The organism is Nocardioides sp. (assembly GCF_036267815.1).
Taxonomy (GTDB): domain Bacteria; phylum Actinomycetota; class Actinomycetes; order Propionibacteriales; family Nocardioidaceae; genus Nocardioides.
Genome location: NZ_DATAVI010000059.1, coordinates 23707 through 41045, shown reverse-complemented (window position 1 = coordinate 41045; position 17339 = coordinate 23707). Strand labels below are relative to the sequence as shown.

Genomic DNA, 17339 nt, shown 5'->3' with positions numbered 1-17339 from the left:
AGCCCACGGACCTAGAATGGGGCGGGTGCGGATCGTGTCTCTCCTGCCGTCGGCCACGGAGATCCTCTTCGCGATCGGGGCCGGGGACGACGTGGTCGGCGTGACGTTCGAGTGCGACTACCCGCCCGAGGCACGGGAGCGCCGGATCGTGTCGACCTCGGCCATGCCGCAGGGGCTGGGCGCCGCCGAGATCGACGAGTTCGTCGTCGCCGCGATGGCTCGTGGTGATGACCTCTACCACCTCGACGAGGGCGCCCTGGCCGATCTGGACGCCGATCTCGTGGTCACCCAGGACCTCTGCGCCGTCTGCGCCGTCGACGTCTCGGTGGTCGACGAGGCCCTCGGTCATCTCGGATGTCGCGCCGAGGTGCTCACCGTCGATCCCCACACCCTGGAGGACGTCCTCGCGTCGATCGTGACGATCGGACAAGCCATCGGCCGTGAGGACGCCGCCACCAGGCTCGTGGCCGACCAGAGGGCCCGGCTGGGTGCGGCGTGGCGCCGCAGCCTGGGGCGTCCCCGACCTCGGGTGATGTTCCTGGAGTGGACCGACCCGCCCTTCGCCCCCGGGCACTGGATCCCCGACATGATCGAGATCGCCGGCGGCGAGCCCTTGCTCGGCACCCCTGGCGAGAAGTCGCGGCGCATCTCCTGGGAGCAGGTGCACCACGCCGAGCCGGACGTCGTGGTGGTCGCGCCCTGCGGCTACGACCGGGCCGGGTCGCAGCGCCTCGCCGACGAGCTCGTCACGTCCGGGGTGCTGTCCCTGGACGTTCCCGTGCTGGCGGTCGACGCCAACGCCTCCTGGGCCAGGCCGGGCACCCGCCTTCCCGACGGCATCGACGAGCTCGGCGAGCTCCTGGCTCCGGCACGGCGGGTCATCTCACAGACCGTCGGGGAAGACCACCTCGGCGAGGAGGCCCCCTGACGACGACTCGCCGAGCCGGAGCTCGCCGCCACGACGCCGCACGAGCTCGCGGCTGATCGCCAGCCCCAGCCCGCTCCCGCCGGTGTCGCGTGCCCGCGCATCGTCGAGCCGGGCGAAGCGGTCGAAGACGCGCTCCCGCTCGCTCGCAGGCACTCCCGGGCCGTCGTCCTCGACCCGCAGGCACGCCTCGCCACCACTGCGCACGAAGCAGAGCCCGACCTGTGTCTCGGCGTGGCGGCGGGCGTTGTCGAGCAGGTTGCGCACGACCCGCTCGAGCTCGAGCCGGGTCAGCGGCAGCGCCCCGGAGTCGACCTGCCCGACGGCCACGGCGGGTGTCGGCGAGCGCCTCTCGTCGACCAGGGCGGCGAGCACCACGCTCGGCTCGGCCGCCGGGTCCGGAGGCGGCAGCGGCTCGCCGGCGTCCAGCCGGGCCAGGACGAGCAGGTCCTCGACGAGGACCGACATGCGGTCCAGCTCGTCGGCGAGGTCCGCGTGGTCCTCCTCGGAGGCGCCGTGGCGCCGGCTCACGTCGACCTGCACCCGCAGCGAAGCCAGCGGGCTGCGCAGCTCGTGGGCGACGTTCGCGACGAAGCTGCGCTCGCGGTTGCGGGCCTCGGTCAACCGGCCGAGCATCGAGTTCAGCGTGAGGGCGAGAGCATGGATCTCGTCCTGGGACGCCGGCACGGGCAGCCGATCGTGATGCTCCGCGCCCGAGACGCGCTCCGCCGCGGCGCGCAGCTCCTCCACGGGTCGCAGCGTGGCACCGATCACCCGGTAGGCGATGAGCCCGAGCACGAGCAGCAGCAGCGGGGAGGAGATCAGCAGCGTCACCCCCAGCAGGTGCTGGCTCCGGGCGAGATCCGCGACCGGCTCCGCCACCACGACCTCGGGTGCTCCGGACTCGGCAGAGGCGGGTCTCGCGGTCACGCGCAGGGTCGAGCTGAGCCCCAGCCGCGAGCCCGGGACGCTCACGGCTCCCCCCTCGGCACGACGGAGCTCGGCCGCCGTGAGCAGGGGCGTGAGCCGGTCGCCGTTCGCGGAGGCGCTGATCACCCGGCCGTGGGCGTCGACCACCTGGACGGACTCGTCCCCCGTCACCGGGATCGGGTCGGGCAGGCGACCCGACACGACCAGGTCCGCCACCTGCTCGGCCGTGGCGTCGGCCCGCCGGTCGAGGTCGTGGCGGCTCGCGACCGACAGCGCGACGTACAGCGCCACCGACCCGACCGCCTGGGCGACGGCCAGCCCGAGCAGGCCGATCGTCATGAGGCGGCGACGCAGCGACCATCCCCGCGGCCCGCGGTGTGCCATGCCGGTCACCGGACGGACGCGAGCCGGTACCCCGACCCGCGCACCGTCACGATCACCTGACTGCCGAGCTTGCGGCGGAGGTAGCCGACGTAGACCTCGACGGTGTTGGGCTCGTAGCCGTCGACGGCGTCCCAGACCCGGTCGAGCAGCTCGGTCCTGGTGATCACACGGTCGGGGTGGCGCAGGAAGAACTCGAGCAGGTCGTGCTCGCGCCTGCTCAGCGAGACCGGCTCACCGCCCACGGTGACCTCACGGGTGGCCGGGTCCAGCTGCACACCCCCGTGCTGGAGGACGGGCGGCCTCGGGTCACTCGGTCGCCGCAGCAGCGCGCGCAGGCGCGCGAGCAGCACGACGTAGTCGAACGGCTTGGTGAGGTAGTCGTCGGCGCCGTAGTCCAGCCCGTCGGCCTGGTCGTGCGGACCGTCCTTGGCCGAGACCATCATCACCGGCACCCAGTTGTCCTCGGCCCGCAGCCTCTTGACGACCTCGTAGCCGGAGATCTCGGGGATCATGACGTCGAGCAGCACGGCGTCGAAGCGGCCGGTGCGCGCGAGCTCCAGGCCCCGCGCCCCGTCGCGGGCCACGTCGACGGTGAACCCGTCCGCCGTCAGGCCGCGCTCCAGGGCACGCGCCAGGCGCACTTCGTCCTCGACGACGAGCAGCCGCATGCGTCCACGATGTCATGCGCTCCCACCGGCGCGAGGCTGATCCGGGTCACAGCCTCTCAGCGATCTCACAGCGACCGCGAGCCATGATGGGGGCATGTCGAGCAGCCATGTCCCAGTCCTGCGGTCGCGTCGCGTGCGCTACGGCGCCCCCGCCGCAGCGGTCGTCGTCCTCGTGGGGGCCGGTCCGGTCCTGCACTCGGTCACCGCCGACGCCCACGGCACCCTGCCGCCGCGAACGGCCGCGCAGCTGCTCGCCGACGTCGCCGGCGCCAAGGTGAAGGCCGTCTCGGGCACCGTCGTCGAGACCACCGATCTCGGGCTCCCCGCCGTGCCCAGCCTGGGCGGAACGAGCGGCTCCAGGGGTGGCAGCGCCGACTTCTCCTCGCTGGTGTCCGGCTCGCACACCCTGCGCGTGTGGTACGCCGGTCCCGACAAGGTGAGGCTCTCCCTGCTCGGCCAGCTCGGCGAGTCCGACCTGGTCCGCAACGGCCGAGACGTCTGGGCATGGTCGAGCCATGGCAACACGGCGACCCACTGGACGGTGCCGGCCGGCGGCTCCGACCGGGGTCTCATGAGCGGTCCGACGCACACCCCGGTTGCTACTCCCGAGCAGGCCGCCCAGGCGGCCCTGCGCGCGATCGGCCCGACGACCCGCGTCTCCACCGACCCCACCGCCCAGGTGGCCGGCCGCCCCGCCTACGAGCTCGACCTGACCCCGCGCGACCCGCGGTCGCTGGTGGGCTCGGTGCGCATCGCCATCGACGGCGCGACCCACGTGCCGACGCGGGTCCAGGTGTTCGCGCGCGGCGCGACCAGCCCGGCGTTCCAGGTCGGCTTCACGTCGTTCTCCACGGCGACACCGCAAAGCTCCGTGTTCGGCTTCACGCCGCCACCGGGAGCGACGGTCAAGCAGGGCACTCCGGAGACCGGCCACGCACCGAAGGCGCGCTCGACCGCCGGGCAGGCCCCCTCCGTGGTGGGCAAGGGCTGGACGACCGTGCTGGTCGCGCATCTCCCGGCGGGTGCGACGGGGGGCGCCACCGGATCCGGCGCTGCCCTGCCCCAGGCCCTGCTCCGGTCGCTCCCGAGCGTGTCGGGGTCGTGGGGCTCGGGCCGAGTGCTGCGCAGCGCCCTGTTCTCGGTCGTGCTGACCGACGACGGCCGGGTCGCCGTGGGTGCGGTCCCCCCGTCGCTGCTGTACGACGCGCTGTCGCGCAGGTGACGGGCCTCGCCGTCCGCACTCGCGGGCTGACCAAGCGCTTCGGCGCACAGACCGTCGTCGACACGATCGACCTGGAGGTGCCGACGGGCACGGTCTACGGATTCCTGGGGCCCAACGGCTCGGGCAAGACGACCACGATCCGGATGCTGCTCAGCCTGGTGGCCCCCACCGCCGGGGAGGTGGAGCTGTTCGGAGCGGCGGTCCCGAGGCATGCCGCACGCGTGCTTCCCAGGGTCGGGTCCCTGGTCGAGGGGCCGGCCTTTCATCCCTACCTGTCCGGCCGCCGCAACCTGCACCGCCTCGACGCGGCCGACCGCACCTGCGACCCCCGCTCCGCCGGGGCGCGCGTCGACGCGGCCCTCGACCGCGTGGGGCTGCTCGCGGCGGCCGACAAGCGGTACCGCGCGTACTCCCTCGGCATGCGACAGCGCCTCGCGATCGCCGGCGCCCTGCTGACTCCCAAGGACCTTCTCGTGCTCGACGAGCCCACCAACGGGCTCGACCCCCAGGGCACCAGAGAGGTCCGCCAGCTGGTCGGCTCGCTCGCCGGCGACGGGACCACCGTGCTCGTGTCGAGCCACCTGCTCGCCGAGGTGGAGCAGATGTGCACCCACCTCGGCGTCATGCACGTGGGCCGGCTGGTCGCCCAGGGAACGAGCGCCGAGCTGCGCGATCGCGGCGACGCCGAGGCGACGGTGGAGACCGATCAGCCGCAGGACGCGGCGCGCGTCATGACCGAGCTCGGCGTGAGCGGCGTGCACGTCGCGCGCGCCTCCGCGACCGGCACCCTCGGCGGGGTCGCGCCGGAGAAGGTCGTGGCCGCCTGCGTGCACGCCGGCGTCCCCGTCCTGGGCTTCCGGGTCGGACGGCCGACGCTGGAGGATCTCTTCGTCTCGCTCACCGGGGAGGGCTTCGATGTCAGCGGCTGACGCCGCAGGGACGGTCGGTGACGCGGTCGGGACCCGTCCGCCGCAGAAGACCGTGTCGCCGAGGTTCCTGCTCTCCGAGCTTCGACTGATGCTCGGGCGCCGTCGCAACCAGGCCGGGCTCGTGGTGCTGGCCGCGGTGCCGGCGTTCATCGCGATCGCGGTCAAGACGACGCTGTCGCAGCCCGGCGCCGACGCACCGGACTTCTTCCGCTCGATCACGCAGAACGGCCTGTTCGTCTCGCTGGCGGCCATGACCATCGAGCTCGGGCTCTTCCTGCCACTGGCGGTGTCGGTCGTGGCGGGCGACAGCGTCGCGGGCGAGGCGAACCTCGGCACCCTGCGATACCTCCTCACGGTGCCTGTCACACGCACGCGGCTGCTCGTCGTGAAGTACGCCGGCATCGTGGTCGCCGCCTTCGTGGCGACCTTCGTGGTCACCCTCACCGGGATGGCGTTCGGTCTGGTGCTGTTCGGCGGCGGCTCGCTGACCACGCTGTCGGGAAGCCAGATCTCCTTCGCCGCGGGCCTGGGCCGCGTGCTGCTGGCGGCGGTCTACCTCGCCTGCGGCCTCGCCGCCCTGGGCGCCGTGGGGCTGTTCTTCTCGACGCTGACCGAGCAGCCGATCGGGGCGATGGTGACGACCGTGGTGTTCAGCACCACGTCGTACATCCTCGACGCGATCCCGCAGGTGTCGTGGCTGCACCCCTACCTGATCACCCATCACTGGCTGGACTTCGGCGACCTGCTCCGAGACCCCGTGGCCTGGAACAACATCGCCGCCGGGACGTACCTCGCCGTGGGCTACGCCGTGGTCTTCTTCGCGGCGGCGTGGGCGAGGTTCTCGGTCAAGGACGTCACGAGCTGAGGTCGGGCCGGTCAGCTCGCGTGGGGGTCGGCGAGCGGCCGGCCGCCCACCGGGAGCCGGGCGGAGACCCGGGCCACGTCGGAGTCGCTGGCCTTCCGGAGGAGCGTCTCCTGCAGCATCGCCTCGATGTGGGCGCGGGTGATCGGCTCATCGCTGCCCACGGTCTGCCCCCGAGCCCGTCGGCGATCGAGTCGATCTCCTCGTGGGGGGTCCGGGTTGGATGACCTCCAGGATCGGGACGTAGTCCTGGGACGGGATGCCGTCGGGGTAGCCGCTTGAGCCACAGCCCGGAGCACCAGGTGGCTCGCTCACACCTCGGCGTACCCTGCCCCAGGGCCGGTGGGTGACGGCAGCGTCATCCGGCGTACCAGTCTCCGCGCCCGCCGAACCAGTCGCGGTAGCCGTCGCCGGGGCCGGCCGGGCCGCGGGATCCGAGGTAGGACCCGACGACCGCGGCGCCGAGGTCGTCGAGCTCCGGCGCGACGACCCGACCGTCGACCCGTCGGGCCATCGACTCCACGAACCGGGCCAGACCCGGGTCGGTGCCGAGCCGGAAGAACGTCGTCTGGGCGCCCAGCCGCCCCGAGGTGTCGAGCTCACGGACGGCGTAGGCGACGGTCAGGGGGTGCGGGGGGTACTCGAAGTAGACCTCGCCGTTCGGCTCGAGGTGGGAGGTCGGCTCCCCGTCTGTGACGACGAGGAGCACCGGCTGCGCGCTGGGATGCCTGCGGAAGAAGCGGTTGGCCAGGAGCAGCGCGTGGTGGAGGTTGGTGCCCTTGTCCCACATCGCGTCGAGCCCGGTCAGCTCCTCGATGTCCATCACCTGCGCGTGCCGGCCGAAGCCGATCAGCTGGAGCGCGTCGCCCCGGAAGCGCGAGCGGATCAGGGTGTGCAGCGCCAGCGCGGTCCGCTTCATCGGCACCCAGCGGCCGTCCATCGCCATCGAGAACGACGTGTCGACGAGCAGCGCGACCGCGGCCTGCGTGCGCGCCTCGGTCTCGGACACCTCGAGGTCGCCGACCTGGACTCTGATGGGATGTGCGGACTCCTGTGGTGTCGCACCGATCGGCGGGGGACCCGTGCGATCACGCGACGTCTGTCGCCCGACGGCACCGTGGGCCACCTCGCGGCGGACGGCGTTGGTGATCGTGCGGGTGACGTCCCACGGCTCGGTGTCGCCGAACTGCCACTTGCGCGTGGCGCCGGAGAGCTCGCCGGCGGCGCCGGCCTGCCGCAGGTCGCGCTGTCCCTGCCGGCCGCTCATCTTGGTGGCGGCGTCGGCGAGCAGCGCCTTCCCGAGCTGACGCATGGCCTTGGGCGACAGCTTGAGCTGGCCGTCGGAGGTGCGCTTGAGGTATCCCGAGTCGCGTAGCGCCTGCTCGAGACGCTGGAGGGTGCGCGCGTCGACGGCCGCGTCGTTGCCGAGCTGCTCGGCGAGCTTGTCGAGGTCGATGTCGTCCAGACGCGCGCCGTCGTAGGACTGGGACAGCTGCTCGGCCAGGTCGTCGAGGTCGGCGAGGTCGGCGAGCGCACCGGTGCCGTCGCCGAGGCCCAGCCCCTGCTCGCCGTCGAAGCGCTCCGAGCCGCCCCAGTCCTCACCCGGCCGCAGAGCCTGGAGGGTGGCGTCGAGGCTCGCGAGCTGCTCCATCAGGGCCGGCGAGCCGAAGGCCTGTTGCGCCAGCGACATCAGCTCGGCCCGCTGCTCGGCGGTCATCGAGTTCATCATCCGCTGGGCCGCCGCTGCTCGCTGGGCCATGGCGTCGATGAGCTCCTCGACGTTCTGCGGGCTCTCCGGGAAGAAGTCGCCGTGCTTGTCCATGAAGTCGGCGAAGTCCCGGTCTGTGTCCTCCCCGCGCTGGTGCTTGCCGAGCAGCTCGTTGAGGTCGGTGAGCATCTCGCCGACCGCCGCACGGTCGGCATCGGTGGCGTTCTCCAGCGCCTCCTTCATGCCGGCGAACCTCTGGTCGAGCAGCTCCCGCCCGAGCAGGTCCTTGATCCGCTCGTAGTCCTCGCGCGCCTCGCGGCTGCGCCAGTCGTACGACGCGAGCTCGCTGACCGCGGCGGCCGTCGAGGTCGGCAGGTTGTCGAGGGTGAGCTCGCGCAGCGCGCGGTCGCCGTCGTCCATGCCGATGTCGCGGGCCAGCTGGCCGCGCTCGCTGAGGACGGCGTGGTCGAGCAGCTCCTTGACCTCGCGAAGGGTGCCGTCGAGGTTGTGACGCTGGGTCAGCTCCGCGCGCTTCTCGGCGATCCGGCGAGCGAGGTCGTCGAGCCCCCGGCGGCCCTGACCACCGCGGCGCAGGAACTCCCGCATGGCGCGCTCCGGGCTGTAGCCCGCCATCACGTCCTCGCCGATGGCGTCGAGGGCCTCGGCGACGTCGACGGGCGGGGCCAGCGGGTCCGGCCCGCCGTCGTACGCCGTGTAGCGGGAGCGAGGCTGGTGCCGGCTAGCCATCGGCGCGCTCCACGGGAGTGCCGCCGCGCAGGGTCCGCGGGATCTCCGCCACCGCGTCGACGTGGCGAAGGAGCGTGGTCACCTCCTCGGCCGACGCCGGCGAGTCGACCTGCACCTCGTAGGTGATCCCGGTCGACTGCCACGTCTCCTCGTCGAGCTCGCCCCTCGCGGCCGCCCGCGCCCCCGAGACGGAGGGCCCCTGCTGCCGGGCCTCGCGGAAGAGGTCGTTGAGGACGCACAGCGCGACCGACACCTGCAGGGGGCCGGCGCCGTGGGGCGCCGCCGTGACCACGACGCCCTCCTCGGTCCACACAGGGGGCGGCACCCAGCCGTCGGCCGCCTCGGCCCGCAGAGAGCCGGCCGAGAGCACGACGGGGAAGTCCTCAGCCATACACCGTCTCCCCGCCGCCGGACTCCTTGCTGATCTTGCGGGCGAGGTAGAGCCCCTCGAGGGCCAGCTCTATCGCGCCGGCGCGCTCGCCGTCGTTGCCGGCGCCGAGCCGGTCGCAGACCTGGTCGTAGAGCTCCGACTCGCCGAGCACCGGCAGCCCCATCAGGAAGTCGCGGGCCGTGACCTGCTCCCCCGTCGTGACCATCTGGCCCGCCTCGATGCGATCGACCAGGACGGCGAAGTCGAGGCCCCGGAAGTGGTGGCGCACAGCCTCGGCCGTGGCCGTGCGGAGCAGGTGGGTGAGGATCTCGCCCTCGCGGCCCTCCTCGCCGGTCTCGAACTCGATCTTGCCGCCGAGGACCTCGACCGCCGTCTCGAGGTCGACCACCCGGGCCACCGCGAGCTCCTCGCCCTGCCGGGTCGCGCGGTGCAAGGCGGAGGCCGCGACCGTCTCCGCCCCGGCGATCGCGAAGCGCGCGCTGACCCCGGAGCGCTGGTCGACGGAGTTGCTCTCGCGCAGGTTGCGGGTGAACCTGGCCAGGATCTCGACGAGGTAGTCCGGCACCTCGGCGACCAGCTCGGCCTCCTGGCGGATCACCGCGATCTCGTCCTCGAGCTCGGTCGGGTAGTGGGTGCGGATCTCGGCGCCGAAGCGGTCCTTGAGAGGGGTGATGATGCGGCCGCGGTTGGTGTAGTCCTCGGGGTTGGCACTGGCCACGACGAGGGTGTCGAGCGGCAGGCGGAGCACGTAGCCGCGGATCTGGATGTCGCGCTCCTCCATCACGTTGAGCATCGCCACCTGGATCCGCTCGGCCAGGTCGGGCAGCTCGTTGATCGCGACGATCCCGCGGTGGCTGCGCGGGATCAGCCCGAAGTGGATCGTCTCCGGGTCGCCGAGGTGCCGGCCCTCGGCGACCTTCATCGGGTCGACGTCGCCGATCAGGTCGGCCACCGAGGTGTCCGGGGTGGCGAGCTTCTCGGAGTAGCGCTCGCTGCGGTGCCGCCACTCGACGGGCAGCTCGTCGCCGAGCTCCTCGGCACGGCGTCGCGACTCCGGGGTGATCGGCTCGAAGGGGTGCTCGCCGAGCTCCGCGCCGGCGATCACCGGCGTCCACTCGTCGAGGAGCCCCACCAGCGACCGGAGGAGCCGGGTCTTGCCCTGCCCGCGCTCACCGAGGAGGACGACGTCGTGTCCCGCGAGGAGCGCGCGCTCCAGCTGGGGCACGACCGTCTCCTCGAAGCCGTGTATCCCGGGCCACGGGTCCTCGCCCACGGCGAGCTTGGCCAGGAGGTTGTCGCGCAGCTCGGTGCGCAGGGGCTTCTGGACGTGCCCGGACTCTCGGAGCTGCCCGAGCGTGCGCGGCGTGGGGGCTTCTGTCACGGGTTCCACGCTAGTCCGGGGCACAATGCCGGCCGTGACCTCCTCCTCGCCCTCGGCCCCGCGACGGCGGCTCGTCGGGATCGCAGGCCCGCCGGGCGCGGGCAAGTCGACGTACGCCGAGCACCTCGTGGCCAGCTCGTCGGTCCCCGCCGGGCTGGTGCCGATGGACGGCTTCCATCTCGCCGACCGGGCCCTGACCGAACTGGGGCTCCTGGACCGCAAGGGGGCGCCGGAGACCTTCGACGCGTGGGGGTACGCCGCGCTGTTGCGGCGCGTGCGCGAGGCGCGGCACACGGTCTGGGCGCCGGCGTTCGAGCGCGACCTCGAGCAGCCACTGGCCGGCGCCGTGGCCGTGTACCCGGACGCCGAGCTGGTCGTGACCGAGGGGAACTATCTGCTGCTCGACCGTGCGGAGTGGCGCGCGGTGCGTGCCGAGCTCGACGAGGTCTGGTTCCTCGAGTGCCCCGACGACACTCGACGTCCCCGGCTGGTGGCGCGTCATGTGGAGTTCGGCAAGTCACCCGCCGAGGCGGAGGCCTGGGTCGCCCGGGTCGACGACGCGAACGCCGCGCTGGTGACGGCGACCCGAAGCCGGGCCGACCGCGTCGTCACGGCGTGATCAGGTGAGCTGGCACAGGCCCGGAAAGGCGAAGGACCCCGACCCCGACCGAGAGGTCGGGGTCCGGGGTCTCTCCCGGGGGGAAGGCCGTTCGCGGGGGGAGCGAACGGGCCTTTGTCACGCTCTGTTATGAGTATGTCATTCACCCGCGTGCATGATCATGCTTTCGCGCAACGCGTCCCAAGGTTTTGCCAAACGGCCCGGGCGTGGCCCTGGGGTGGGCCCAGGGATGCGGCTCCCAGCTCGGGGCGACACCCTAGTCGCCGCTGGCACCGAGCAGCTTCGAGGCGAGCACCGCCGCCTGGGTCCGGCGCTCCAGGCCCAGCTTGGACAGGATGCTCGAGACGTAGTTCTTCACCGTCTTCTCCGCCAAGAACATCCGCTCACCGATCTGGCGGTTGGTCAGCCCCTCGGCGATCAGGCCCAGCAGCTTGAGCTCCTGCTCAGTGAGCTCGGCGAGCTCGGGCACGGTCGCGGGGCCGTTGCGCACGCGGTCCAGCACCCGGGCGGTCAGCGACGGGTCGATCAGGGAGTTGCCCCCGGCGACCTGCCGGACGGCCCCCACCAGGTCGTGGCCGGCGATCTCCTTCAGGACATAGCCCGACGCCCCGGCCATGATCGCGGCGAAGAGCGCCTCGTCGTCGTCGTACGACGTCAGGATGAGGGCGCGGACGTGGGGGTCGACGGCTCGCACGGCTCGACAGACCTCGATGCCCGAGCCGTCAGGCAGCCGCGCGTCGAGCACCGCGACGTCGACGTGGCTGGCCGGAATCCGCGCCGTCGCCTCGGCGGCGGTGCCCGACTCGCCGACCACGACGATGTCTCCGGCCGACTCCAGGAGCGCGCGCAGACCGTGCCGGACGACCTCGTGGTCGTCGAGCAGGAAGACGCGGATCACCCCAGCCATGGCACTAGTTCTAGCAAGGTCTGGGCCGAAGCGCAGTCGCCGGCCCCGCCAAGGGCGCCCACCGCCTCGGATAGTGACCGCCGTTCTCGCCCCGAGTCGTCGCTGGAGCGGCGCCCTGGGGGCGAACACGGGACGGACCATCCCCGATGCGCCCTGGGGCAGATGCGGGGCTAGGCGCCGGCCAGGAACGCCAGCAGGTCCTGGCGCGTCAGCACGCCGACGGGCTTGCCGTCCTCGTGCACGAGCAAGGCGTCGGCGTCCTCCAGGATCGCCACCGCGGCGCGCGCCGACTCCGACGAGCCGATCGTGGGCAGGGACGGCGACATGTGGTCCTCGACCCGGTCGGTCAGGTGGGCAGCCCCGGTGAAGAGCGCCTCGAGCAGCGTCCGCTCCGAGACCGAGCCCGCGACCTCGGCGGCCACGATCGGCGGCTCGGCGCGGACGACGGGCATCTGCGAGACGCTGTACTCCTGGAGGATCGCCACCGCCTCGGCGATGGTCTCGCCCGGGTGGGTGTGCACCAGGTCGGGCAGCCGCCCGGACTTCCCGCGCAGCACCTCCCCCACGGTCTGGTCGGTGGTCGCGGCGTCGGTCGCGAAGCCGTACTGCGCGAGCCAGGCGTCGTTGAAGACCTTCGTGAGGTAGCCGCGCCCCGAGTCCGGCAGCAGGACGACGACCACGGCTCTCTCGCCGCCGGGCGTGCCGGCCAGCTCGCGGGCCACCTGGCGGGCGGCGTACGCCGCCATCCCGGCCGAGCCGCCGACCAGCATCGCCTCCTCGCGGGCCAGCCTGCGGGTGAAGGCGAAGGAGTCGGCATCGGAGACCTCGATGACCCGGTCGGCCACGGAGCGGTCGTAGGTCTCGGGCCAGAAGTCCTCGCCGACGCCCTCGACGAGGTAGGGCCGGCCGGTGCCTCCGGAGTAGACCGAGCCGGCCGGGTCGGCGCCGATCACCTGGATCTCCGGCCGCTGCTCCTTGAGGTAGCGCCCGACGCCGCTGATGGTGCCGCCCGTCCCCATCCCGCACACGAAGTGGGTGATGCGCCCGTCGGTCTGCCGCCAGATCTCGGGGCCGGTGGTCTCGTAGTGCGACCGGGGGTTCTGCGGGTTGGAGTACTGGTCCGGCTTCCAGGCACCGGGCTGCGCCGCGAGCCGGTCGCTGACGTTGTAGTAGGAGTCGGGGTGCTCCGGCGCCACCGCGGTCGGGCACACCACGACCTCGGCGCCGTAGGCCTTGAGCACGTTGCGCTTGTCCTCGCTGACCTTGTCGGGGCAGACGAACACGCAGCGGTAGCCCTTGGCCTGCGCGACCATCGCCAGCCCGACGCCGGTGTTGCCCGAGGTGGGCTCGACGATCGTGCCTCCCGGCTGGAGCTCGCCGGAGGCCTCTGCCGCCTCGACCATCCGCGCGGCGATCCGGTCCTTCACCGAGCCGCCGGGGTTGAAGTACTCCACCTTGGCCAGCACCAGCGGTGCGCCCGAGGTCTGCGAGGTGCCGGCGTCGAGGTCGAGGGTCTTCGACAGCCGCACCAGCGGGGTGTTGCCGACCAGGTCGAGCAGCGACTCCACGTACTCCATGGCGGTCAAGATAGCCGCGGCCGATGTCCTTGCCCGCATCCGCAAGGATGGCCCCATGGAGGCCGACAGCCCCGCCAGCCGGACGGCGTACGGCGCGGCGAGACACCGCGCCGTGCACCAGGTCGTGGAGGACGGACGGATCTTCCGAGACCCGCTCGCCGTCCCGCTCCTCGGCGAGAGCCCCGAGGACCTCCGGGAGCGGGGACGCGCCCAGGCCTCGGACCGGCCCATGCGCTGGTTCGTGTGCGCTCGCGCGCGTTACGCCGACGTGGTCCTGGACGCCGCGGCGGCGGCGGGTCTGGACCAGCTGGTCGTGCTCGGCGCAGGGCTGGACACCTTCGCCTACCGCAACCCGTACCCGGGTCTGCGGGTCGTCGAGCTCGACCACCCGGCCACCCAGGACTGGAAGCTCGGACGGCTGCGCAGCGCCGGCATCGCGGTGCCCGAGTCGGTGACCCATGCGCCGGTCGACTTCGAGCGCGACGACCTTCGCGAGGTCCTGCGCGCACACCTGGACACCGGGCGGCCGGTGCTGTTCTGGTGGCTCGGGGTCACGCCGTACCTCACGGTCGAGGCGGTCTCGCAGACGCTCGGGATCCTCGGCGCGCTGCCGCATGCCGCCGTCGTCCTCGACCACGCGTCCCCACCGGCCGCGCACGAGTCGCCGGAGAGGCGCGCCTGGCTGGAGGCGAGACGACAGCGGGTGGCGGAGCTCGGCGAGCCCTGGGTCTCGGAGTTCGAGCCGGACCAGCTGCGCGGGCTCTTGATGGACCGCGGCTTCGACGACGTCCACCTCGAGGACGCCGCAGCCACGATCAGGCGGCTCCTGGGACTGCCGCCCTCACCCGACCCGCCGCGGACCCGGCTCGCGCTCGGGGCCCGCGGCTGGCCGGTGCCGGCTGGCGGCTGAGGGTTGACGGCTGCGGGCCGGTGGCCGAGTCGAAGCCGTCGTGTCGCAGCTCAGGCCGCGCGGTCGTGGCGGCTGCTGAGCTCACGCTGCGGGTTGAAGGCCCACAGCGTGTAGTCGCCGACGCGGCGGCGCAGGGTCCGGCGGTCGGAGCGCCGGTCGAGGCGGGGGGTGCGGCCGCGACGGGCGGCGACACTGGCGAGGGCGGACGGGTTGGCGATGCGCATGGTCATCTCCTCTCGGGTGGGCGTACATCTGGTGCAATGCCCACGGTGCTTGGATCGTTCCAAGAACGCTCCGTGAGCCGAGTCACGTTGCTCCCCGCCGGGCGCCGACGACGCGACCACGGGGCCCCGGCGAGGCGGCGGGGCGGCGGCGATAGGTTCGCCTCATGGGGAAGGCCGCTGCGGCACGCAGACTGGCCTCCGCCGCGGCGTTCGGGGGCGGGGGCCTGTCCGTCCTGGGCATGGGCCTGTACGCCGTGCTGCGAGGCGAGGCGGCCATGGCACGGCGGATGATCGGCAACGCCGACGACCCGACGTTCCCCGACTCGACGGGGTGGTACGGCCGCGGCCGGCCCGGGCCGGCGATCAAGGTGGCCCTCCTCGGGGACTCCAGCGCGGCGGGGTACGGCGTGGAGCGGATCGTGGAGACCCCGGGTGCCTTCTTCGCCAGCAGCCTGGCCTCCGAGGCCGACCGACGGGTGCACCTGCGCACCTACGCCAAGGTGGGGGCGCAGTCCTGCGACCTCGCCGACCAGCTCGACCGTGCCATGGCGACCCGCCCCGACCTCGCCGTCATCCTGATCGGCGCCAACGACGTCACCCATCGGGTGCGCCCGTCGCAGTCGGTGCGCTACCTGGCCGAGGCCTGCCGCCGCCTGGTCGCGGCCGACGTGACGGTGCTGGTCGGCACCTGCCCCGACCTCGGCTCGGTCAAGCCGATCCCCCCGCCGCTGAAGCAGGTGGCCCGGTCGATGTCGCGCCGCCTGGCCGCGGCCCAGGCGATCGTGGTCGTCGAGGAGGGAGGGGTCGCGGTCTCGCTGGGCTCGATCCTGGGTCCGGACTTCGCAGCGGCCCCGGCCGTGCTGTTCGGCCCCGACCACTTCCACCCCTCGGCGGAGGGCTATCGCGCGGTCGCGGAGGTGCTCGTCCCGAGCGCCCTGAACTCGCTGGGCCTGGCCGCCGACGAGCCGCGACGGCGTACCCGCGGCGAAGGCACGATGCCGGTCGCGACCGCAGCGGTGCGCGCGGCCCGCACCCCCGGCACCGAGCTGGGAGACAAGAAGGGCCTCTGGGTGGAGCTGCGCCGACGTGCACGGCTTCGCTCCGACCCGGAGGCCCCCGCCGAGCTGGAGGAGGACGACGCGGTCAGCGACGCATGATCGCCAGGATGCGCAGCAGGTTGGTGTAGATCCAGACCAGGCTCACGGTCAGGGCGAACGCCGCGCGCCAGGACTCGCGCTCGGGAAGGCCCGCGCGGATGCCGTTCTCGACGTAGTCGAAGTCGAGCACCAGCATGAAGATGCCGACGACCAGGCCGAGCAGCGAGAACAGGAAGCCGACGAAGCCGAAGCCGTAGATGCCCAGGCCGGTCCCGAAGAGGCCGAGCACGATCTCGAGCACGCCCAGGCCGACCAGGCCGAACATCGCGGCGATGACGCCGATCCGGAACTTGTTGCTCACCTGGATGTCGAAGAACTTGTAGGCGGCCAGAGTGCCGGCGAAGGCGGCGAAGGTGCCGATCACCGCCTGGATGACGATGCCGTGGCCGTACTGGTAGTCGAAGAACTTGCTGAACGCACCGAGGGCCACGCCCTCGGCGACGCAGAACGCGAGCACCAGGGCCGGGCTGATGCTCCGCTTGAAGGAGTTGGCCATCGACAGCCCGAACGCGGCGAGTCCGCCGATCATCATCGCGCCGTAGAGATGACTCACGGCGGTGTCGGTCAGGAGCGAGCCACGGTCGCCCAGCGCCGGCGTCAGCACCCAGGTGGCGAACGCGGCGACCAGCACCACCAGGAGCGAGATGCCGGTCTTCTGCACGACGCTGTCGATCGTCATCGGGCCGGTGGCGGCCTGGGTGGACCCCGGTGTGCCCACGCCCCAGGTCGAGGGGTCGGTGGTGCCGTAGCCGGCGTGCGCCGTGCCACTGCCGCCGTAGACCTGGTTGCCGTAGGCGTTGCTCGTCCGGCCGTTGAACTCGTCGGAGTTGCGGAAAACCGGGTTGTTGCTCTGCATGGTCTCCTCCTAGGAGGCCACGGCCGTCGACCTGACGACCGGCTCGCTGTGAATCGTAGCCAGTCGGCCCGGCGGATCGGAGCGGACGGCGACGAAGCACAGCCTCTCCTCAGGTGCGCAGCCGGCCGGCCGTGGGCGCTGTTAGCGTCGCCGGATGCGCTTCGCCCTGAGTGTGCCGCCGTTCACCGACCCCGCCGTCGTCCTCGGGTGGGCGTGCTCGGCGGAGGCCAACGGCTGGGACGGGTTCTTCCTGTGGGACCACCTCCGCTGGGACGACCAGGTCGAGGTGCACGACCCGTGGGTGCTCCTGGGGGCGGTCGCCACTGCCACCACGCGGCTGCGGATCGGCACGATGGTGACGCCGCTGTCGCGGCGGCGCCCGGCCGTCGTGGCCAAGCACCTGGTGACCCTGGACCACCTCAGCGGTGGCCGGGTGACGCTCGGCGTGGGGCTGGGCGACCCGCCGGGGCTCGACTTCTCCGACTTCGGCGACGAGCCGTCGTACCAGGTCCGTGCGGCGATCACCGACGAGGCGCTCGACGTGCTCTCGGGACTGCTGGGCGGCTCGGTCGCCCATCGGGGTGAGCACCTCCAGGTGACCGCGACCATGCGGCCTGCGCCCCGGCAGCCGCGGATCCCGATCTGGGTGGCCGGCCGCGCGCCCAACACCCGACCTCTGGAGCGGGCCCGCCGCTGGGACGGCTACGTCCCGATCGCCTCGCCGTTCCTGACCCCCGAGCAGCTGGCGGCCTACGTCGGACCGCACCCGCACGACGCGTGGGACCTTGTCGCGCAGTGGCCTCACGGCACCTCGCCCGATGCGTGGGCCGCGGCCGGGGCGACGTGGCTGGTGCGCTCGGTCTGGCCGCACGAGGCGGGGTGGCGCGAGGAGCTCGAGGCCCTCGTCTCCGCTCCGCCGGCCTGATCACCGGTCGGCGCGGG

Annotated in this window: 18 protein-coding genes; 8 read left to right on the top strand and 10 right to left on the bottom strand. The window is 72.8% G+C overall.

The genetic code is table 11. From position 1 onward, the window contains the following. The first annotated feature begins 16 nt into the window (after positions 1-16). Complete coding sequence (locus VHW64_RS12425; protein ID WP_329650872.1) at positions 17-928, top strand: cobalamin-binding protein; 912 nt, start codon at positions 17-19, stop codon at positions 926-928. Here the strand turns inward: VHW64_RS12425 and VHW64_RS12420 are convergent. Both VHW64_RS12420 and VHW64_RS12415 read right to left on the bottom strand, forming a co-directional pair. After that, entirely contained in the window at positions 884-2239 is a 1356-nt protein-coding gene (locus tag VHW64_RS12420) for a sensor histidine kinase (RefSeq protein WP_329650905.1), read from the bottom strand. The genes VHW64_RS12425 and VHW64_RS12420 overlap by 45 nt on opposite strands. Before the next feature lie 5 nt (positions 2240-2244). Next, positions 2245-2907: a response regulator transcription factor gene (locus VHW64_RS12415; RefSeq protein ID WP_329650871.1), complete on the bottom strand. Its 663-nt coding sequence runs from the start codon at positions 2905-2907 to the stop codon at positions 2245-2247. Positions 2908-3001: 94 nt separating this feature from the next. On the opposite strand from VHW64_RS12415, the gene VHW64_RS12410 reads away from it, so the two are divergent. Genes VHW64_RS12410 through VHW64_RS12400 form a run of 3 tightly spaced genes read left to right on the top strand, consistent with a single transcriptional unit; the run spans position 3002 to position 5923 of the window. After that, entirely contained in the window at positions 3002-4129 is a 1128-nt protein-coding gene (locus VHW64_RS12410; RefSeq protein WP_329650870.1) for a hypothetical protein, read from the top strand. Continuing rightward, positions 4126-5058 (top strand): ABC transporter ATP-binding protein, encoded by a 933-nt coding sequence (locus tag VHW64_RS12405; RefSeq protein ID WP_329650869.1) that lies wholly within the window; start codon positions 4126-4128, stop codon positions 5056-5058. The genes VHW64_RS12410 and VHW64_RS12405 overlap by 4 nt, the downstream gene beginning before the upstream one ends. Continuing rightward, a complete protein-coding gene (locus tag VHW64_RS12400; RefSeq protein ID WP_329650868.1) occupies positions 5045-5923 on the top strand; it encodes an ABC transporter permease in 879 nt (292 codons plus the stop codon). The genes VHW64_RS12405 and VHW64_RS12400 overlap by 14 nt, the downstream gene beginning before the upstream one ends. A gap of 11 nt (positions 5924-5934) precedes the next feature. On the opposite strand, the gene VHW64_RS12395 is transcribed toward VHW64_RS12400, so the two are convergent. The 4 genes from VHW64_RS12395 to VHW64_RS12380 all read right to left on the bottom strand — a co-directional run bounded on the left by VHW64_RS12395 (position 5935) and on the right by VHW64_RS12380 (position 10147). After that, positions 5935-6084, bottom strand: a complete 150-nt coding sequence (locus VHW64_RS12395; RefSeq protein ID WP_329650867.1) for a hypothetical protein — start codon at positions 6082-6084, stop codon at positions 5935-5937. Positions 6085-6278: 194 nt separating this feature from the next. Next, entirely contained in the window at positions 6279-8375 is a 2097-nt protein-coding gene (locus VHW64_RS12390) for a VWA domain-containing protein (RefSeq protein ID WP_329650866.1), read from the bottom strand. After that, positions 8368-8766, bottom strand: coding sequence for an OsmC family protein (locus VHW64_RS12385; RefSeq protein ID WP_329650865.1), 399 nt, complete (start codon positions 8764-8766; stop codon positions 8368-8370). The genes VHW64_RS12390 and VHW64_RS12385 overlap by 8 nt, the downstream gene beginning before the upstream one ends. Next, complete coding sequence (locus tag VHW64_RS12380) at positions 8759-10147, bottom strand: magnesium chelatase (protein ID WP_329650864.1); 1389 nt, start codon at positions 10145-10147, stop codon at positions 8759-8761. The genes VHW64_RS12385 and VHW64_RS12380 overlap by 8 nt, the downstream gene beginning before the upstream one ends. A gap of 34 nt (positions 10148-10181) precedes the next feature. On the opposite strand from VHW64_RS12380, the gene VHW64_RS12375 reads away from it, so the two are divergent. After that, positions 10182-10766 (top strand): nucleoside/nucleotide kinase family protein, encoded by a 585-nt coding sequence (locus tag VHW64_RS12375; RefSeq protein WP_329650863.1) that lies wholly within the window; start codon positions 10182-10184, stop codon positions 10764-10766. Between the two features lie 256 nt (positions 10767-11022). Here VHW64_RS12375 and VHW64_RS12370 read toward each other — a convergent pair whose 3' ends face one another. Both VHW64_RS12370 and VHW64_RS12365 read right to left on the bottom strand, forming a co-directional pair. Beyond that, positions 11023-11673, bottom strand: a complete 651-nt coding sequence (locus VHW64_RS12370) for a response regulator transcription factor (RefSeq protein WP_329650862.1) — start codon at positions 11671-11673, stop codon at positions 11023-11025. Between the two features lie 170 nt (positions 11674-11843). Next, positions 11844-13250 carry a cystathionine beta-synthase gene (locus VHW64_RS12365; protein ID WP_329650861.1) on the bottom strand — a complete coding sequence of 469 codons (1407 nt, stop codon included), beginning with the start codon at positions 13248-13250 and terminating at the stop codon, positions 11844-11846. Between the two features lie 55 nt (positions 13251-13305). Here VHW64_RS12365 and VHW64_RS12360 point away from each other — a divergent pair, with 55 nt between their 5' ends. Then, positions 13306-14160, top strand: a complete 855-nt coding sequence (locus VHW64_RS12360) for an SAM-dependent methyltransferase (protein WP_329650860.1) — start codon at positions 13306-13308, stop codon at positions 14158-14160. A gap of 50 nt (positions 14161-14210) precedes the next feature. Here VHW64_RS12360 and VHW64_RS12355 read toward each other — a convergent pair whose 3' ends face one another. Then, entirely contained in the window at positions 14211-14384 is a 174-nt protein-coding gene (locus VHW64_RS12355) for a hypothetical protein (RefSeq protein WP_329650859.1), read from the bottom strand. 164 nt (positions 14385-14548) lie between these two features. Here VHW64_RS12355 and VHW64_RS12350 point away from each other — a divergent pair, with 164 nt between their 5' ends. Then, positions 14549-15541 carry an SGNH/GDSL hydrolase family protein gene (locus tag VHW64_RS12350; protein WP_329650858.1) on the top strand — a complete coding sequence of 331 codons (993 nt, stop codon included), beginning with the start codon at positions 14549-14551 and terminating at the stop codon, positions 15539-15541. Here the strand turns inward: VHW64_RS12350 and VHW64_RS12345 are convergent. After that, complete coding sequence (locus tag VHW64_RS12345) at positions 15528-16397, bottom strand: Bax inhibitor-1/YccA family protein (protein WP_329650857.1); 870 nt, start codon at positions 16395-16397, stop codon at positions 15528-15530. The genes VHW64_RS12350 and VHW64_RS12345 overlap by 14 nt on opposite strands. A 154-nt stretch (positions 16398-16551) precedes the next feature. Between VHW64_RS12345 and VHW64_RS12340 the strand changes: the two genes are divergently transcribed. Then, positions 16552-17322: an LLM class flavin-dependent oxidoreductase gene (locus VHW64_RS12340; RefSeq protein WP_329650856.1), complete on the top strand. Its 771-nt coding sequence runs from the start codon at positions 16552-16554 to the stop codon at positions 17320-17322. The last annotated feature ends 17 nt before the right edge of the window (positions 17323-17339 follow it).